The 14,360-nt window shown below is 56.5% G+C and carries 14 protein-coding genes; 3 read left to right on the top strand and 11 right to left on the bottom strand.

Annotation, left to right across the window (positions count from 1 at the left end; all coding sequences use genetic code 11):
* Positions 1-55 precede the first annotated feature (55 nt).
* Positions 56-592 carry a bifunctional pyr operon transcriptional regulator/uracil phosphoribosyltransferase PyrR gene (gene pyrR, locus AB3175_RS04565; protein ID WP_367359772.1) on the bottom strand — a complete coding sequence of 179 codons (537 nt, stop codon included), beginning with the start codon at positions 590-592 and terminating at the stop codon, positions 56-58.
* Positions 593-1,014: 422 nt separating this feature from the next.
* On the opposite strand from pyrR, the gene AB3175_RS04560 reads away from it, so the two are divergent.
* On the top strand, positions 1,015-2,217 hold the full coding sequence (locus AB3175_RS04560) for a CBS domain-containing protein (protein ID WP_367359771.1): 1,203 nt from the start codon (positions 1,015-1,017) through the stop codon (positions 2,215-2,217).
* Between the two features lie 27 nt (positions 2,218-2,244).
* Positions 2,245-3,525 carry an Nramp family divalent metal transporter gene (locus AB3175_RS04555; protein WP_367359770.1) on the top strand — a complete coding sequence of 427 codons (1,281 nt, stop codon included), beginning with the start codon at positions 2,245-2,247 and terminating at the stop codon, positions 3,523-3,525.
* An 11-nt stretch (positions 3,526-3,536) separates the two neighbouring features.
* Here AB3175_RS04555 and lepB read toward each other — a convergent pair whose 3' ends face one another.
* The 10 genes from lepB to AB3175_RS04505 form a co-directional block, all read right to left on the bottom strand.
* Positions 3,537-4,148, bottom strand: coding sequence for a signal peptidase I (gene lepB / locus AB3175_RS04550; protein ID WP_367359769.1), 612 nt, complete (start codon positions 4,146-4,148; stop codon positions 3,537-3,539).
* Between the two features lie 19 nt (positions 4,149-4,167).
* Positions 4,168-4,680, bottom strand: coding sequence for a DUF456 domain-containing protein (locus AB3175_RS04545; protein WP_367359768.1), 513 nt, complete (start codon positions 4,678-4,680; stop codon positions 4,168-4,170).
* A 2-nt stretch (positions 4,681-4,682) separates the two neighbouring features.
* On the bottom strand, positions 4,683-5,594 hold the full coding sequence (secF, locus tag AB3175_RS04540; RefSeq protein WP_367359767.1) for a protein translocase subunit SecF: 912 nt from the start codon (positions 5,592-5,594) through the stop codon (positions 4,683-4,685).
* Positions 5,595-5,632: 38 nt separating this feature from the next.
* On the bottom strand, positions 5,633-7,234 hold the full coding sequence (gene secD, locus AB3175_RS04535; protein ID WP_367359766.1) for a protein translocase subunit SecD: 1,602 nt from the start codon (positions 7,232-7,234) through the stop codon (positions 5,633-5,635).
* Positions 7,235-7,251: 17 nt separating this feature from the next.
* Positions 7,252-7,587: a preprotein translocase subunit YajC gene (yajC, locus tag AB3175_RS04530; protein ID WP_367359765.1), complete on the bottom strand. Its 336-nt coding sequence runs from the start codon at positions 7,585-7,587 to the stop codon at positions 7,252-7,254.
* A gap of 60 nt (positions 7,588-7,647) precedes the next feature.
* Positions 7,648-8,772, bottom strand: coding sequence for a tRNA guanosine(34) transglycosylase Tgt (gene tgt / locus AB3175_RS04525; protein ID WP_367359764.1), 1,125 nt, complete (start codon positions 8,770-8,772; stop codon positions 7,648-7,650).
* A gap of 38 nt (positions 8,773-8,810) precedes the next feature.
* Positions 8,811-9,896, bottom strand: coding sequence for a tRNA preQ1(34) S-adenosylmethionine ribosyltransferase-isomerase QueA (gene queA, locus AB3175_RS04520; RefSeq protein ID WP_367359763.1), 1,086 nt, complete (start codon positions 9,894-9,896; stop codon positions 8,811-8,813).
* A gap of 123 nt (positions 9,897-10,019) precedes the next feature.
* A complete protein-coding gene (locus tag AB3175_RS04515) occupies positions 10,020-10,205 on the bottom strand; it encodes a DUF2065 domain-containing protein (RefSeq protein ID WP_367359762.1) in 186 nt (61 codons plus the stop codon).
* 7 nt (positions 10,206-10,212) lie between these two features.
* Positions 10,213-11,013 (bottom strand): nucleoside triphosphate pyrophosphohydrolase, encoded by an 801-nt coding sequence (mazG, locus tag AB3175_RS04510; RefSeq protein WP_367359761.1) that lies wholly within the window; start codon positions 11,011-11,013, stop codon positions 10,213-10,215.
* Positions 11,010-11,471, bottom strand: coding sequence for a GNAT family N-acetyltransferase (locus AB3175_RS04505; RefSeq protein WP_367359760.1), 462 nt, complete (start codon positions 11,469-11,471; stop codon positions 11,010-11,012). Before AB3175_RS04505 ends, mazG begins: the two co-directional genes overlap by 4 nt.
* A gap of 354 nt (positions 11,472-11,825) precedes the next feature.
* On the opposite strand from AB3175_RS04505, the gene AB3175_RS04500 reads away from it, so the two are divergent.
* Positions 11,826-14,270: a PAS domain S-box protein gene (locus AB3175_RS04500; protein ID WP_367359759.1), complete on the top strand. Its 2,445-nt coding sequence runs from the start codon at positions 11,826-11,828 to the stop codon at positions 14,268-14,270.
* The last annotated feature ends 90 nt before the right edge of the window (positions 14,271-14,360 follow it).

Genomic DNA, 14,360 nt, shown 5'->3' with positions numbered 1-14,360 from the left:
GGCACAACTCCTGATTTCCATAGACGAACGGGTTTATTTTCTGCCGGCATTTCCTCTAGTTGCTGTCCTCGACGACCACTTCATCACGACCGTTCTTCTCAATCAGGTTGACGCTGATTTCCTCCCAGAGGAAAGAGGGAAGATTCGCCCCGACGAAATCAGCCCTTATGGGAAGTTCACGATGCCCGCGGTCGATCAGGACGGCAAGCTGGATCGATTGAGGGCGTCCAAAATCGATGAGGGCATCCATGGCGGCCCGGATGGTCCTTCCCGTGAAGAGAACGTCGTCAACGAGGATGGCCTTCTTCTTATCGAGGCTGAAGGGGATCTCCGTCTTCATGATCCTGGGCTTCCTGTGAGCTGAAAGCAGATCGTCACGGTACATCGTGATATCCAGGATGCACGAAGGGACTTTAACCCCTTCAATGTCGAAGATTTTTTTCTGTAGACGTTCTGCGAGAAAAACGCCTCCCGTCCGAATGCCCACTAGAACCAGATCGGTTACGCCCTTATTCTTTTCGAGGATCTCATAGGCGATGCGAGTCAGCGATCGGTCGATCTCCGCTGCATCCATGACCAGTTTCTTTTGCATTTTCCCGGATTCCTTTCCTGGATTTCTGCTGCCGCATCATAGAAAAAAGCCGAAGACCGGGATTTCCCGCAGTGTTTCTGTAACGACTATCGTTCGGCAAAAAAAAACCTTCCCGTAAATTGAGAAGGCTGGTCTCTCTGTATGAAAGCCGATTGTTACCAGGGTCATTCCTTGCCTCATGCTCACTGTTCCTATTGGAGATGCTTCTAGTAGAATATTCCTGTTCTGTCAAGCCGCAATGTGATTTCGGAGAGTTAAGACCGCCGTTTTCAGGATGCCATAAAAGGGAAGGCCGTCCGGGGGAAAAATCTTTTTTTTACCGGTCAATAATGTTATACGCACTGCACCTGGAGGGAAAATGTATGGCGGCTGAATACGAACCTCAGGTTTTTTTGTTTTTGAGCCAGATCCTGAGGAAAAAAATGATTGATGTCAAGGGGCGGCCCCTGGGCCAGATCCTTGATGTGGTGGTCCCTCTTGGTGAACCTTATCCCTCCGTAAGCGGTGTCCTGGTGAAGCCGGACCACCGCGGGACGCCGGTGATCATGCCCTGGCGGAATCTTGTCGAAGTGAACGGATGCTTCGTGGTTGACACCCGGGAAGCGGACACCTCCTGGGAAGGGGGGACGGAGGCGGAGGAGATCTGGCTGAAGGAAAGCCTCCTGGATAAGCAGATTGTTGACACCAATGGCGCCAAGGTGCGGCGAGTCAATGATCTCCAGTTCCTCATGGCCCGGGGAGGCCTTTACCTGATCCATGTGGATGTGGGCTTTCGGGGCCTCATGCGGCGGGTCGGCCTGGAAAAGGTGACGGATTATCTCCTGAAGGGGCTTTTTGAATACGACCTGCCCGATCAGTTCATCTCCTGGCAGTTTGTCCAGCCGCTGTCTTCACCGGGCCTTCTGCGCCTGAACGTTGCAGAAAGCCGGTTAGCCCAGCTTCACCCGGCGGATATCGCCGACATTATCGAAGAGCTCGATATCCGCCAGCGCACGGCGGTTTTCCAGTCCCTGGATGTGGAAACCGCGGCGGAAACGCTGGAGGAAACGGATCCGAAGATCCAGGTCACCCTGATCGAGAATATGGACGTTGAACAGGCCAGCGATATTATCGAGGAAATGTCCCTGAGTGATGCGGCGGACCTGCTGGCGGATCTTCCCAGGGACAAGGCGGAAGACATTCTCGAGGCCATGGAGCAGGACATTGCCGATGATGTCAAGGAGCTTCTTGCCCACCCTGAGGAAACGGCCGGGGGGCTCATGACGACGGCCTACCTGAGCTTCCTGCCGCAGACGACGGTTATGGAGGCCCTTCAGGTGGTCCACCGGGAGGCCGAAGATCTGGATTTTGTCTATTACCTGTATGTTGTCGATGAAGAGGAGCACCTCCTGGGGCTTTTGAGTCTCAGAGAGCTGCTGGTCGCCCTGCCGGAGACCTGCCTTTCAGACCTGATGTTCCGACGGGTCGTCACGGTCGAGCTTGATGAGGACAAAGATTCGATTGCCAGCGATTTTGCCAAGTACGGCATCATGGCCATCCCGGTGGTGGATGATCAGATGAGGCTGCAGGGGGTCATCATGTTCAAGGATCTGCTCGAAGTGGTTGCACCAAGACTGGGGAAATAAGGCGATGAAAGACGATGGTGGCCACCTATGCCCGGTGACGGTTTTCTCGGATCAATCCGCGATCGATTCCACGCCATTTCCTCGAAGAGATTCTGGAAGTCTCTCGGAGTTCTGCTTGCCTTTGTCGGGCCGGGGATCATCACCTCCAACGTGGACAACGATGCAGGCGGAATCACGACCTACTCCCTGGCCGGAGCCCATTACGGCCTTTCCCTCCTGTGGCTTCTGATTCCCATAACGGTCGCCCTTGTCATCATTCAGGAGATGGGCGCCCGGATGGGCGTTGTTTCCGGAAAAGGGCTGTCCGACCTCATCCGCGAGCGATTCGGTGCCAGAATCACCTTCTATCTCATGATTGTCCTTTTTCTGACCAACCTGGGCAATACGGTTGCCGAGTTTGCCGGTTTGGCGGCCAGCATGGAGATCTTCGGCTTGAGCAAATATCTGTCGGTAACCTTCGGTGCCGTTTTTGTCTGGTGGCTGGTGGTTAAGGGCAGCTACAAGTCCGTGGAAAAGGTTTTTCTCACCGCCTGCGTCTTCTACTTTTCGTACATCATTTCCGGCTTCACGGCAAACCCCGACTGGGGAGAAATCGGACGTGCGACCGTGACGCCTTCTCTGCGTTTCGACGCCGGATATCTGACCATGGCGGTGGGTATCGTGGGGACGACCATTGCGCCCTGGATGCAGTTCTATCTCCAGTCTTCCGTGGTCGACAAGGGGCTGCAGGTCGAGGACTACCCCTATACCCGCCTGGATGTGGTGGTCGGTTCCGTGATGGTCAACGTGGTGGCCTTCTTCATCATCATGCTCTGCGCCATCACGCTCTACCAGGCGGGGATCCGGGTCGAAACGGCCAAGGACGCGGCCCTGGCTTTGAAGCCGATGGCAGGAACTTACTGTTCCGGTCTGTTTGCCTTCGGCCTTTTGAACGCCTCGCTGTTTGCCGCCTCCATCCTGCCGTTGTCCACGGCCTACACGATCTGCGAAGCCTTTGGCTGGGAATCGAGCCTGAACCGCAAGTTTCTCGAAGCGCCGCAGTTCTACGGGCTCTATTCCATCATGATCATCCTGGGGGCGGGGATTATCCTGTTGCCGAATGTTCCGTTGATTCCCATCATGTACTATACCCAGGTGGTCAACGGGCTTCTGCTTCCCGTGATCCTGATCTTCATCCTCCTGCTTGTCAACGACAGGAAAATCATGGGGGAGCACACCAACGGAACCGTCATGAATCTCATTTCCTGGCTGACCGTTGCCGTGCTGATTGTTCTGTCCCTGGCCACGGTGCTGGCTGCCGTCCTCTGAAAGCGGCCTCCCTAATGGAGAAGATCACCCAGCCGATCCCAGCGCACGCCGCGATTTTCCCGGTCCCATGACCAGTAGATGACGATGGCTTTTCCGAGAACGTCCTTCAGGTCTACGAATCCCCAGAAGCGGCTGTCATAGCTCTGATCCCGATTGTCACCCATCACGAAGAGGGAGGAGGGGGGAACGGTCACGGGTCCGAAATTGTCCCGGGGCTGAAGAGACCCTGGAAGGATGAACGAATCGACATAAACCCCCTTGCCGTCCTTATAAAGCTTTCCGTTGAGGTAAATCTTCTTGTTGCGGATTTCCACCGTGTCACCGCTGACGGCAATCACCCGCTTGATGAAGTCTTTGCTCCGGTCTTCCGGATAAATGAAAACCACGACGTCCCCCCTCTGCGGTTCATTGATGGGGAAGATGGTGTTGCGGAAGTGGGGGACCTTGATCCCGTAGAGAAATTTGTTGACGAGGATATGATCGCCCACCAGAAGGGTCGGTTTCATCGATCCGGAGGGGATTTTATACGCCTGGATCACGAAGGTCCGGATGAAGAAGGCGATGATCAGGGCAATAACAATGGCCTCGGCGTATTCCCGAAATTTTGATTTCCTTTTTGCCATAGAGATATCCTTGGGTTTTCTAGGAGTAAATGCTCATCAGAGCCAGGACCATCATCGACAGGGCCAGCCCCCCCTTTGTCAGAGTCCCTGCGGACCGTCCCAGAATCGAGCCTTTCGTCCTGCGCATGGAGGGCCTCAGCTGCATCTGGTGCATCAGCTCCATGAGCAGAATCCCCAGGAACCCGCCGAGAAAGATTCCAGCCAGGGTTCCCAGACCGTAGAGATAACGGGTCAACAGGAGCGCCCCGGCCACGCTGCCGAGGACCGAAACGGCGATACCCTTTTTCGAGACGGAGAAGCGGGACGCGCCGGCGGCATAAAGAATCAGCTCCAGGCCCTCAGCCAGGAGAGCGATGGCAAGAAGGGAAACAAGCAATGCCTTTCCGATCGTGCAGAAGCCTGTAACCGAAGCGTAGACCAGGACGTCGATAAAGATGAGCACGGTCCCCGGCAGTCCGTAGATGTTGGCATACAGGCCGACAATCAGGACGGCGAAGAAAAGCGACCATCCGGCGGTTTCCAGAGGCGGCAACCCTATTTCTTACCTTTCATCCGGGAGGGCCGGATCCTTTCAAAGGCCAGCACGATGGGGCTGGCAATAAAAACAGTCGAGTAAACTCCGGCAAGACAGCCTACCAGCAGCGTGAAGGCAAAGTCGTGGATGACTGAACCGCCGAAGAAGAACAGGACCACCAGGACGATCAGCACCGTGAAGGAGGTCAGAATGGTTCGGCTCAGGGTCTGATTCACGCTGAGATTGATCACGTCCATAAGGGGCATCTTCATGTTTTTCCGAGTATTTTCACGGATCCGGTCAAAAATGACGATGGTGTCGTTGATGGAATAACCGATGATCGTGAGCATGGCTGCGACGATGTTCAGATCGAACTCCTTGTTCAACAGGGAAAGGGTTCCGATCGTAACCAGGACATCGTGAATGAGGGCGATGATCCCGCCCAGGGCATAACGGAATTCGAAGCGAAAGCCCACATAAACGAGAATGCCGATCCATGAGAAGATGATGGCCAGCAGGGCCTTCCGCGTCAGATCCCGGCCGACTTTCGGCCCCACGGATTCCAGCCTGCGAATCTCCGTGGCACCCTGGCCGTAGGCTCCCTGGAGGGCGTTTTCAACCTGGCCGGAGAGCCCCTTGAGATCCACATTCGTAACCGGGATTCTCACCACCATTTCATGCGGTCCGAACTCCTGGATGATGCTGTTTTCCAGGCCGATGGATTTGAAGACCTGCCGGAGCTTTTCGACAGAGGTCTCTCCGCTGAACCGGATCTGGATCAAGGTCCCTCCCGCAAAATCGATTCCGAAATTCAGGCCTCCATGCCAGAAGATGGAACCGATTCCGATCAGGATATAGACCAGGGAGGCTATGGCGGCCATTTTCATCATGGCGACGAAATTAAAATGGGTTTCCGATTTAATGATTTCCATGAAGATCTCCTCGAAGGTTCAAATGCCCGTTGCCGGTTTTATATGCTGATGGACGAAATCTTGCGGTTCCATATGAAGTAGTCAAAGATGATTCTCGTGACAACGATCGCGGTGAACATGCTGACGATGATCCCGATGGTCAGGGTAACGGCGAACCCCTTGATCGGGCCCGTTCCGAAGCCGAAGAGGAAGAGGGCGGCCACCAGCGTGGTGACGTTGGAGTCCAGAATCGTCAGGAAAGCCTTGTTGTAACCGGCGTCAATGGCGGCGCGGGGCGTTTTCCCCGTCCGGAGTTCTTCCCGGGTCCTTTCGAAAATCAGCACGTTGGCATCCACCGCCATTCCGATGGTGAGAACGATGCCGGCGATGCCTGGAAGGGTCAAGGTTGCCTTGAAGGCGGCCATGGCGCCCATGAGGAGAATGAGATTGAGGACCAGTGCGATATCCGCCACGATGCCGGACAGCCTGTAGTAGAAAATCATGAAGGCGATGACAAGAATGCCGGCGATGACGCTCGACCAGATCCCCATATCAATGGAGTCCTTTCCGAGGGATGGCCCCACGGTCCTCTCCTCCAGGATCTTGACCGGAGCGGGCAGCGCACCGGCGCGAAGCACGATGGCAAGGTCGCGGGCCTCATCCATGGTGAAGGAGCCGGTAATCTGCGCCTGCCCCCCGGAAATCTTTTCCTGGATCACTGGAGCGGAATGGACGATGCCATCGAGGACGATGGCCAGGCGCTTTTTGACATTTTCGCCCGTGATCCGCTCGAAATCGGCAGCCCCGCGTGCATTGAACTTCAAGGCGACATGAGGTTCGCCGAAACGGTCGCTGATCTTAACCTGGGCGTTTTCCAGCGCGTCGCCGGTCAGCATGGCCTTGCCCTTCAGCAGATAGGGAACTTCCACACTCTTTCCGGACATGGGGTCGATCTTCCGCTCGTAGGCAATGATGTCGCCCTCGGGTACACTGCCTCTGAGGGCTTCCTCGAGGCTGTGCTCCTCGTCGACAAGCTTGAATTCCAGAAGAGCCGTTTTGCCGATCAGGCTCTTGGCCCGGGCGGGATCTTTGATCCCCGGGAGCTGGATGAGGATGCGGTCCTTTCCCTGGGGGACGATTTCCGGCTCCGTAATGCCGAACTGGTCGACCCTGTTTCGGATGGTTTCCAGGCTCTGCTCGATCGCCAGTTTGCGGATTTCTTCCTTCCGCTTCTCATTCATGCCCAGGGACACCCGTTCGACTCCCTCCACGGTTTCCGCAGATAGGATTTCCAGATCCGGATAGGATTCCCGGAGACTTTTTTCAAAGGCCATCCGCGAGGCGCTGTCCGGCAGTTCAACCGAGAGGGTCTGATTGGCGGTCCGCTCCAGACGGCGGAAGCGGATTCGTTTGTCCATCAGCGCCTCCTTGAGATCGACGGACGTTCGTTCCAGGGTTGCTTCAATGGCCTTGTCTGCCTCCACCTCGAGGACAAGATGCATCCCGCCCTGCAGGTCGAGCCCCAGGTGAATCTTGTCCTTGGGGAGCTTCTTTTCCCAGAATTCCGGGAGCTCCGACGTCATGGTGGGAACCAGATAGAAGACCGCAACCAGGATGACGACAAGGGCAAAAATACTTCGAACTTTCAGACTTCCGAACATAGGATTCCCCTTTTCGACTATTCCTTTCCGGCCTTATCCCCCGATTTTTCAAGGACGGCCGCAATAAAGCTTCTCGAAACCTTGATGCGGACCTTGTCGGCCACTTCAAGGGTTATGACGTCGCCGGTCATGGCGGCAATTTTTCCGTGAATGCCCCCCGAGGTCACCACGACGTCGCCGTGGTTCAGGTTGGCCAGCATTTCCTTGAGCTCCTTCTGCTTCTTCTGCTGCGGTCGGATCAGCAGGAAATAAAAAATGCCGAATATGACGGCCATCATGATCAGGAAAGAGACATCTCCACCTGCCGGCCCCCCTCCTCCCAGGTTTCCCATGGCATGAGCTAAGTCTGTCAATTCTTTGTCCTCCTTTAAGTTGTTTCCGTTATGAAATCTTTGCGGGTCAGGATTCCAGGCTTACGCCTTCAGCCGGCTCTCCAGAAACCGGGTTTTAAAAGCCGCGTATTGACCGCATCCTATGGCGTTGCGAATCTGCTCCATGAGGCGCATGTAATAGCGGATGTTGTGAAGAGTATTCAGGGTCATGGCCAGGATTTCTCCCGCCACATATAAATGCCTCAGGTAGGCCCGCGAGAAGTTCCGGCAGGTGTAGCAGTCGCATTCACTGTCCAGAGGCCCGTTGTCTTCCCGATAACGGGCGTTTTTTATAACAACCTTTTCCGCATTTGTAAACAACAATCCATGGCGTGCGCAGCGGGTGGGCATGACGCAGTCGAAGAGGTCAATGCCGCAATCCACCGCCTTTACGATGTCCTCCGGTGTCCCCACGCCCATGAGATAATGCGGCCGGTCTGCTGGAAGAAGGGGGGCCGTTTCCTGGACGATCTGCTCCATCTGCGCCTTGGGTTCTCCAACGCTGAGGCCTCCCAGGGCGTAGCCGTCAAAGTTCATGGCCGAAATGGCTTCAACCGCCCGCTTTCTCAATTCGGAATACATCCCGCCCTGGACGATGCCGTAGAGGGCCTGGTCAGAAGAGTCCGCCCTGGCCTTCCGGCTCCTTTCCGCCCAGGAGAGGGTCAGGGAAAGGGAGGACTCCGCCTCCCGGAAGGTGGCCGGGTAGGGCGTACATTCATCGAGGCACATCATGATGTCGGAATGGAGCGCCTCCTGGATTTCAACGGCCAGCTCCGGGGTGAGCCTGTGGCGGGAACCGTCGATATGGGACTGAAAGATGGCGCCTTCAGGCGTGATTTTCCGGAGCTTCCCCAGGCTGTAGACCTGAAAGCCGCCGCTGTCGGTCAGGATGGGGCCATGCCAGTTCATGAAGGAGTGCAGCCCGCCCAGGGAGGCGATGAGTCCGTGCCCCGGCCTCAGGTAGAGGTGGTATGTATTGCAGAGGATCATCTCCGCGCCGAGCTCCTTGACCGTGTCGGGAGCCAGGGACTTCACCGTGCCCTGGGTTCCCACCGGCATGAACGCCGGAGTGCGGACGTCGCCGTGAGGCGTGGAGAGCAGGCCGCACCGGGCCGCGGATCCCGGATCCGTCTCCAGAACCTTGAAATGTTGTTTTATCGGGGGCATAAGGTCATCCAAACCATCCTTCCGGGGAAGCGGGCCGCTCAGAGAATCAGCATGCAGTCGCCGTAACTGTAGAAGCGGTATTCCTCCTGCACGGCCTCGGCATAGGCCTTGAAGATCAGATCCCTTCCGGCAAAGGCGCACACGAGGAGGAACAGGGACGACTGGGGAAGATGAAAGTTCGTCAGCAGGGCATCCACGCGCCTGAAGCGGTATCCCGGATAGATGAAGAGGCTGGAAGAGGAGGCCATCGGCCGGACGCGGCCATGACCGTCCGACGCGGATTCCAGGACCCTGGTGGAGGTCGTTCCGACGGCGATGACCCGACGGGCGGAATTGATCCGATCCGCCGATTCCGGGGAAAGAGAGAACGATTCCTTCTCCATGACGTGGTCCTCCACGTTCTCCGCTTCTATGGGGGTAAAGGTGCCGAACCCGACGTGAAGGGTCACGGGGGCAATGGCAACTCCAAGGTCCTGCAGGGCCCGAAACTGCGTTTCCGAAAAGTGGAACCCCGCCGTCGGCGCGGCGACGGAACCTGGATGGCGGGCATAAATGGTCTGATAGCGCTCACGGTCCTGCGGCGCCGGTCCATCCTCCCGTTTCCGCTTGATGTAGGGGGGCAGGGGAGCCTTGCCGAACTGCTGGAGAAACAGATCAAAGGGCAGGGCCGTGAAGAAGGCCACCCGCCACTTCTTTTCGCTGACCCTCTCTCTGACCGAGGCCCAGTTCGAATCCCCGAAAAAAATTTTCGTTCCGATGGAAACCCGCTTGCCCGGCTTGAGAAGCACCTCCCATGTTTCTTCGGCGCCTGGTTCAGCCGGGGGCGAGGCCGCCGTCACGTCTTCCGACGGGCGGCGCGGATCGGGGCGGCGGGAAAGGAGAAGAACCTCGATGCGGCTTCCCGTCTCCTTTGTTCCGATGAGACGGGCCGGAATCACCTTGGAGTCGTTGATGACGAGGCAGTCGCCCTCCTGCAGAAATTCGGGGAAATCGAAGAAATGACGATGCTGAAGACGCGCTTCCCGGCGGTCAAGAACCATCATGCGGGCGTGATCCCGCTGGGCGCATGGATGCTGCGCAATCCTGGATTGCGGGAGATCGTAATGGAAGTCTTTCAGCTTCATCTCGTGACGGCCCCTGTCCTTACTCCTGATGTGCAGGGGCGGCTTCCCTCCCGTTTTCGGGCTCCGCCGCCGATGCTGCGGTCCTGATAATCCAAATTCACAGGGAAAGTCAATGATCTTGTTTCAGCTTCTTCCAAAGTAAACCAGAAGAACGCCGAAGAGCATGGCAATCAGCCCCAGGAACTGCAGGGTCGAGTCCGGAAGGGTGATAAGTCTGGACAGGTAGGCTTTGAGCTTTCCGGGAAAGGCGACATAAGGGAGGCCTTCGACAATGAAGACCATTCCCAGGACACAGAGAAAGAATTTCATAAGGGGCCTATTCCTCTAATTCAAACTTGGCTTTGTTCCACAAATGGTCCATCTCTTCCAGGGTGGCCTCCTCGGGGGATTTCCCCTGCTTTTTCAGTTGTTCCTCAATATAGCCAAATCGCGTTCGAAATTTGAGGATCGTCTTCGATAGGCTCTGCTCGGCATCCATGGAAAAAAAGCGGCAGAGATTCACCAGCGAAAAGAGGACGTCTCCCGTTTCCTCCTCGATGTTCCTGTGGTCCCCTGCGATAATCGCCGCTTTCAGTTCTGAGAATTCCTCCTCAATTTTGGCGAGCACCTCCTCGGCGTTCGGCCAATCGAATCCGCACTTCGAGGCCAGTGCGGACACCTTCTGGGCGCGCATCAGAGCGGGCAGAGAGCGGGGGACTTTATCCAGGAGGCTCGCATGCTTCTCGTACTTTTTCTCGGTATTCCTTTTGATCTCTTCCCAGTTGGCCCGGATATCGGCGACGCTGTTCACCTCCCGGTTCCCGAACACGTGTGGATGGCGGCGGATCATCTTGGCGCCGATGTCATCCAGGACCTCGCCGATTCCGAATTCGCCGGCCTCTTCAGCGAGCTGCGCCAGGAAAAGGATCTGAAAGAGCAGGTCCCCCAGCTCTTCCTTCAATTCCTCCGGCGAACCGCCAGCGACGGCATCGAGCACTTCGTAGGATTCGTCCAGGAGATACCGGCCGATATCCTCTTTCTTCTGCTGCCGGTCCCAGAGGCATCCCCCGGGGGAGCGGAGGCGGCGAAGAATCTCGACCAGGTTCGTAAAGCGGCGCTCCAGATGCGGATCGTTCACATGGACCTCCCTCGTATGTCCAGTTCCAGGTTGATCATGTCCCCCCGCTGAAAGCCCAGCTTGTCAAAGAACTCGAGCAGGTTTCCGGATCGCCAGCTCACCAGGGTATAGATCTTTTCCACGCCGACTTTTTTCATGTTTCCGATCATTTCGAAAAGAAGAAGCCGACCGATTCCCTGGTGATGATAAGCCGGGTCTACACCGAGCGTGTCGATCCAGCCTACCGTATCAGGGATTCCAAATTCCCATCCGCTGGCATTGCCCAGGACAAACCCCACGACCCGGCCTCCGTTGTCCGCAACCAGTGAAGCCAGGGGGGATGCCTGCTCTGACAGCTCGACCTTCAGCTGCCAGTACTCCGGTCTGCTCTGACCCAGCAGCTTCCGGTCAATTTCGATGATGGCCTTCAAATCCTTTTCCTCCAACTCCCGGATGACCACTTCCCCAACCTCAGCCATTTCAAACCATCTCCTTTAAAAATTCATTCATTATGGAGGGACAAGCCAGCGCTTTTCCGGCAATCTATTATAAGGCACGAACGCAGTCAAGGCTTTCGAGAGCATCCACTGGATGGGGATTTTCTGATGAACGGGAGGTCCGACGGCCGGCCATCCCTTCAGATAGATGGCGCGAAAGGGAGAAAAGGGAATGAATCTTGAAATTCCATTTTCCCGGTCCAGGAAGCATCGGCGGCGCCCGGGGGGGGCGTCCCTTCCGCTGATCCGGTGCGGGCCGGGGACGATCAGGGGCGGAACGCGTATCTTCAGGAAGCGTCAACAGGTGTTTACAGGTTCCTCCGGAGAGATGTTTTCATGATGAAAGATGAGGATAAGACCAGGGAGCAGCTCATGGCCGAATTGGCGGAAATGCGCCTGAAAACGGATGAGCTGGATCAATCGGGCAGGGAGCTCAAGCGGCTTGAAGAGGAGCTGAAGGCAGCCAGGGACTTTGCCAAGGAACTGATTCAGACCGCCAATATCCTGGTCGTGGGTCTGGATACCCAGGGCAACCTGAGGATGTTCAACCCGGCGGCGGAAGAGATCACCGGGTACACCATGGACGAGTTGAAGGGCAAAAACTGGTGCAAGGTGATGGTGCCGCAGGCCGGTTATGAGCAGATCTGCAGGGAGTTTTCCGGGCTTCTGAACGACAGGGTTCCCAGGAAATTCGATAATTCCATTCTCACCAGATCCGGTGAGGAGCGTTACATCGCCTGGCGTAACAGCGTGCTCGTTGAACAGGGGGAGATAACGGGGACGATTTCCTTTGGAATGGACATTACCGAGCGGAAGATGGCGGAGGAAGCCCTGAAGCAGTCCGAAGAGCTTTATCGGGCAATCTTCGAGAATACGGGAACGGCCACCGTCGTTCTGGAGAAGGACAAAACCATTTCCCTCGTCAACACGGAATATGAAAAATTATCCGGCTATTGCAGAGAGGAGATTGAAGGAAAGAAGCGCTGGACGGAATTTGTCGCTCAAGAGGATCTGGAAGGGCTGTTGAGCAGGCGGGGTCGGCGCGAAGGGGATGAAAGCCCCGACCGGAGGCGGGACGAATTCCGGTTTGTTGATCGTCATGGAGCCATCAAATACGTCGTCCTCTGTTTCGATTCGATTCCCGGCACCAGCAAGACGATTGCCTCGCTTCTGGATATAACGGAACTCAAGCGGGCAGAAGAAACATTGCGGGAGTCCCAGAGGGAACAGGCGGACATTATAGAATTTTTCCCCGACGCCACGATGGTCGTTGATCAGGACGGGAAGGTCACCGCCTGGAACCGTGCCATGGAAGCCCTGACCGGTATCAGGGCGGAAGACATGCTGGGCAGGGGAAATTATGAATATGCCATCCCGTTCTGCGGCCGGAGAACCCCCATTCTTGTCGATTTCGTCCTGGAGCCGGGCGACAGCGGGGACATCGAGAAGGATCATCCTGGCGTCCAGGGGCGAAAAGACATCCTGCGGGCAGAGGGCCTGGCTGCAAATCTGCCTTCAGGGGAAAGGTATCTTTCCACCACGGCAGCGGCGCTGCGCGATTCGCGGGGGAGAACAATCGCCGCCATAGAGTGCGTCCGCGATATGACGGAGTATAAAAAAATTGAGGCCCGCCTCCATCGGGCGGAAACGATGGAGGCCCTGGGGACGCTTGCCGGCGGAGTGGCCCATGACCTCAACAACGTCCTGGCGGTTCTGGTCGGTCACGCAGAGCTGCTGCTGGCGAAGCTGCCCGAAGGCAGCTCCCTGACGGGAAATGCGCGGCACATTCTGCAATCCAGCGAAAAGGGTTCGGCGATCATTCAGGATCTCCTGATCCTGGCAAGACGGGGAGTGTCCGTCTCGGAAGCGGTCAACCTCAACAAACTGATTTCCGACTATCTGGCTTCCCTCGAGTGCGAGAAGTTGAGGTCCCTCCATGGAGAGGTTCTCGTCAAATGTGCCCTCGCGGAAGATCTCTACAGCATCCGGGGGTCGTCGATCCACCTCGCCAGGACGGTCATGAATCTCGTCTCCAATGCCATGGAGGCTATTGCCGGACCGGGCACCGTGACGATCCGGACGGAGAACCGCTACGTGGACTACGCAATCAGCGGATACGACGATGTTCAGGAGGGAAATTACGTTATCCTCTCCATTTCCGACACGGGCAGCGGAATCCCGGCAAAGGATGTGGGAAAGATCTTTGAGCCCTTCTATACAAAGAAGATCATGGGAAGAAGCGGGACGGGGCTGGGATTGGCCATTGTGTGGGGAACCGTGAAGGATCATCACGGCTACGTCGAGGTGAAGAGCGATGAGGGGATAGGGAGCACGTTCACCCTCTATTTTCCCGTTTCCCGCGAGGAAATGATCCGGGAACGGAAGAAAAGGGATGACGCGTTGTGCATGGGGCGGGGAGAGTCGATTCTTATTGTCGACGACATGGAATTTCAGAGGGAGCTTGCCGAAAATCTGCTCGACAATCTGAATTATGAAACTGCCACGGCATCGAGCGGAGAAGAGGCCGTCGCCTATATACAGAACCGTCACGTCGACTTGATCCTGCTGGATATGATCATGGACCCCGGGATCGACGGCCTGGAGACGCTGAGAAGAATCCGGGAAATTCGACCCGATCAGAAGACCATCATCGTAAGCGGCTTTGCGGCGACCGAGCGGGTCAGAATGGCTCAGGAGCTTGGGGCGGGCGAGTACGTCAGAAAGCCCTACAGCCTGGAACAGATCGGAACGGCAATCCGGAGGGCGCTGGATCGGACGTAGGACGGAAAACGTGCCCGGCGCCATCGAGCCGTGTCCCGTCTTTTTGGAAAGTTGCAGTTCGGTATGAAGGCGGCGGAACCGCACGCTCCC

Source organism: Syntrophus sp. (in: bacteria) (assembly GCF_040768185.1).
GTDB lineage: Bacteria > Desulfobacterota > Syntrophia > Syntrophales > Syntrophaceae > Syntrophus > Syntrophus buswellii.
The sequence above is the reverse complement of the archived record's forward strand: the minus strand, read 5'-3'. Positions and strand labels throughout refer to the sequence as shown.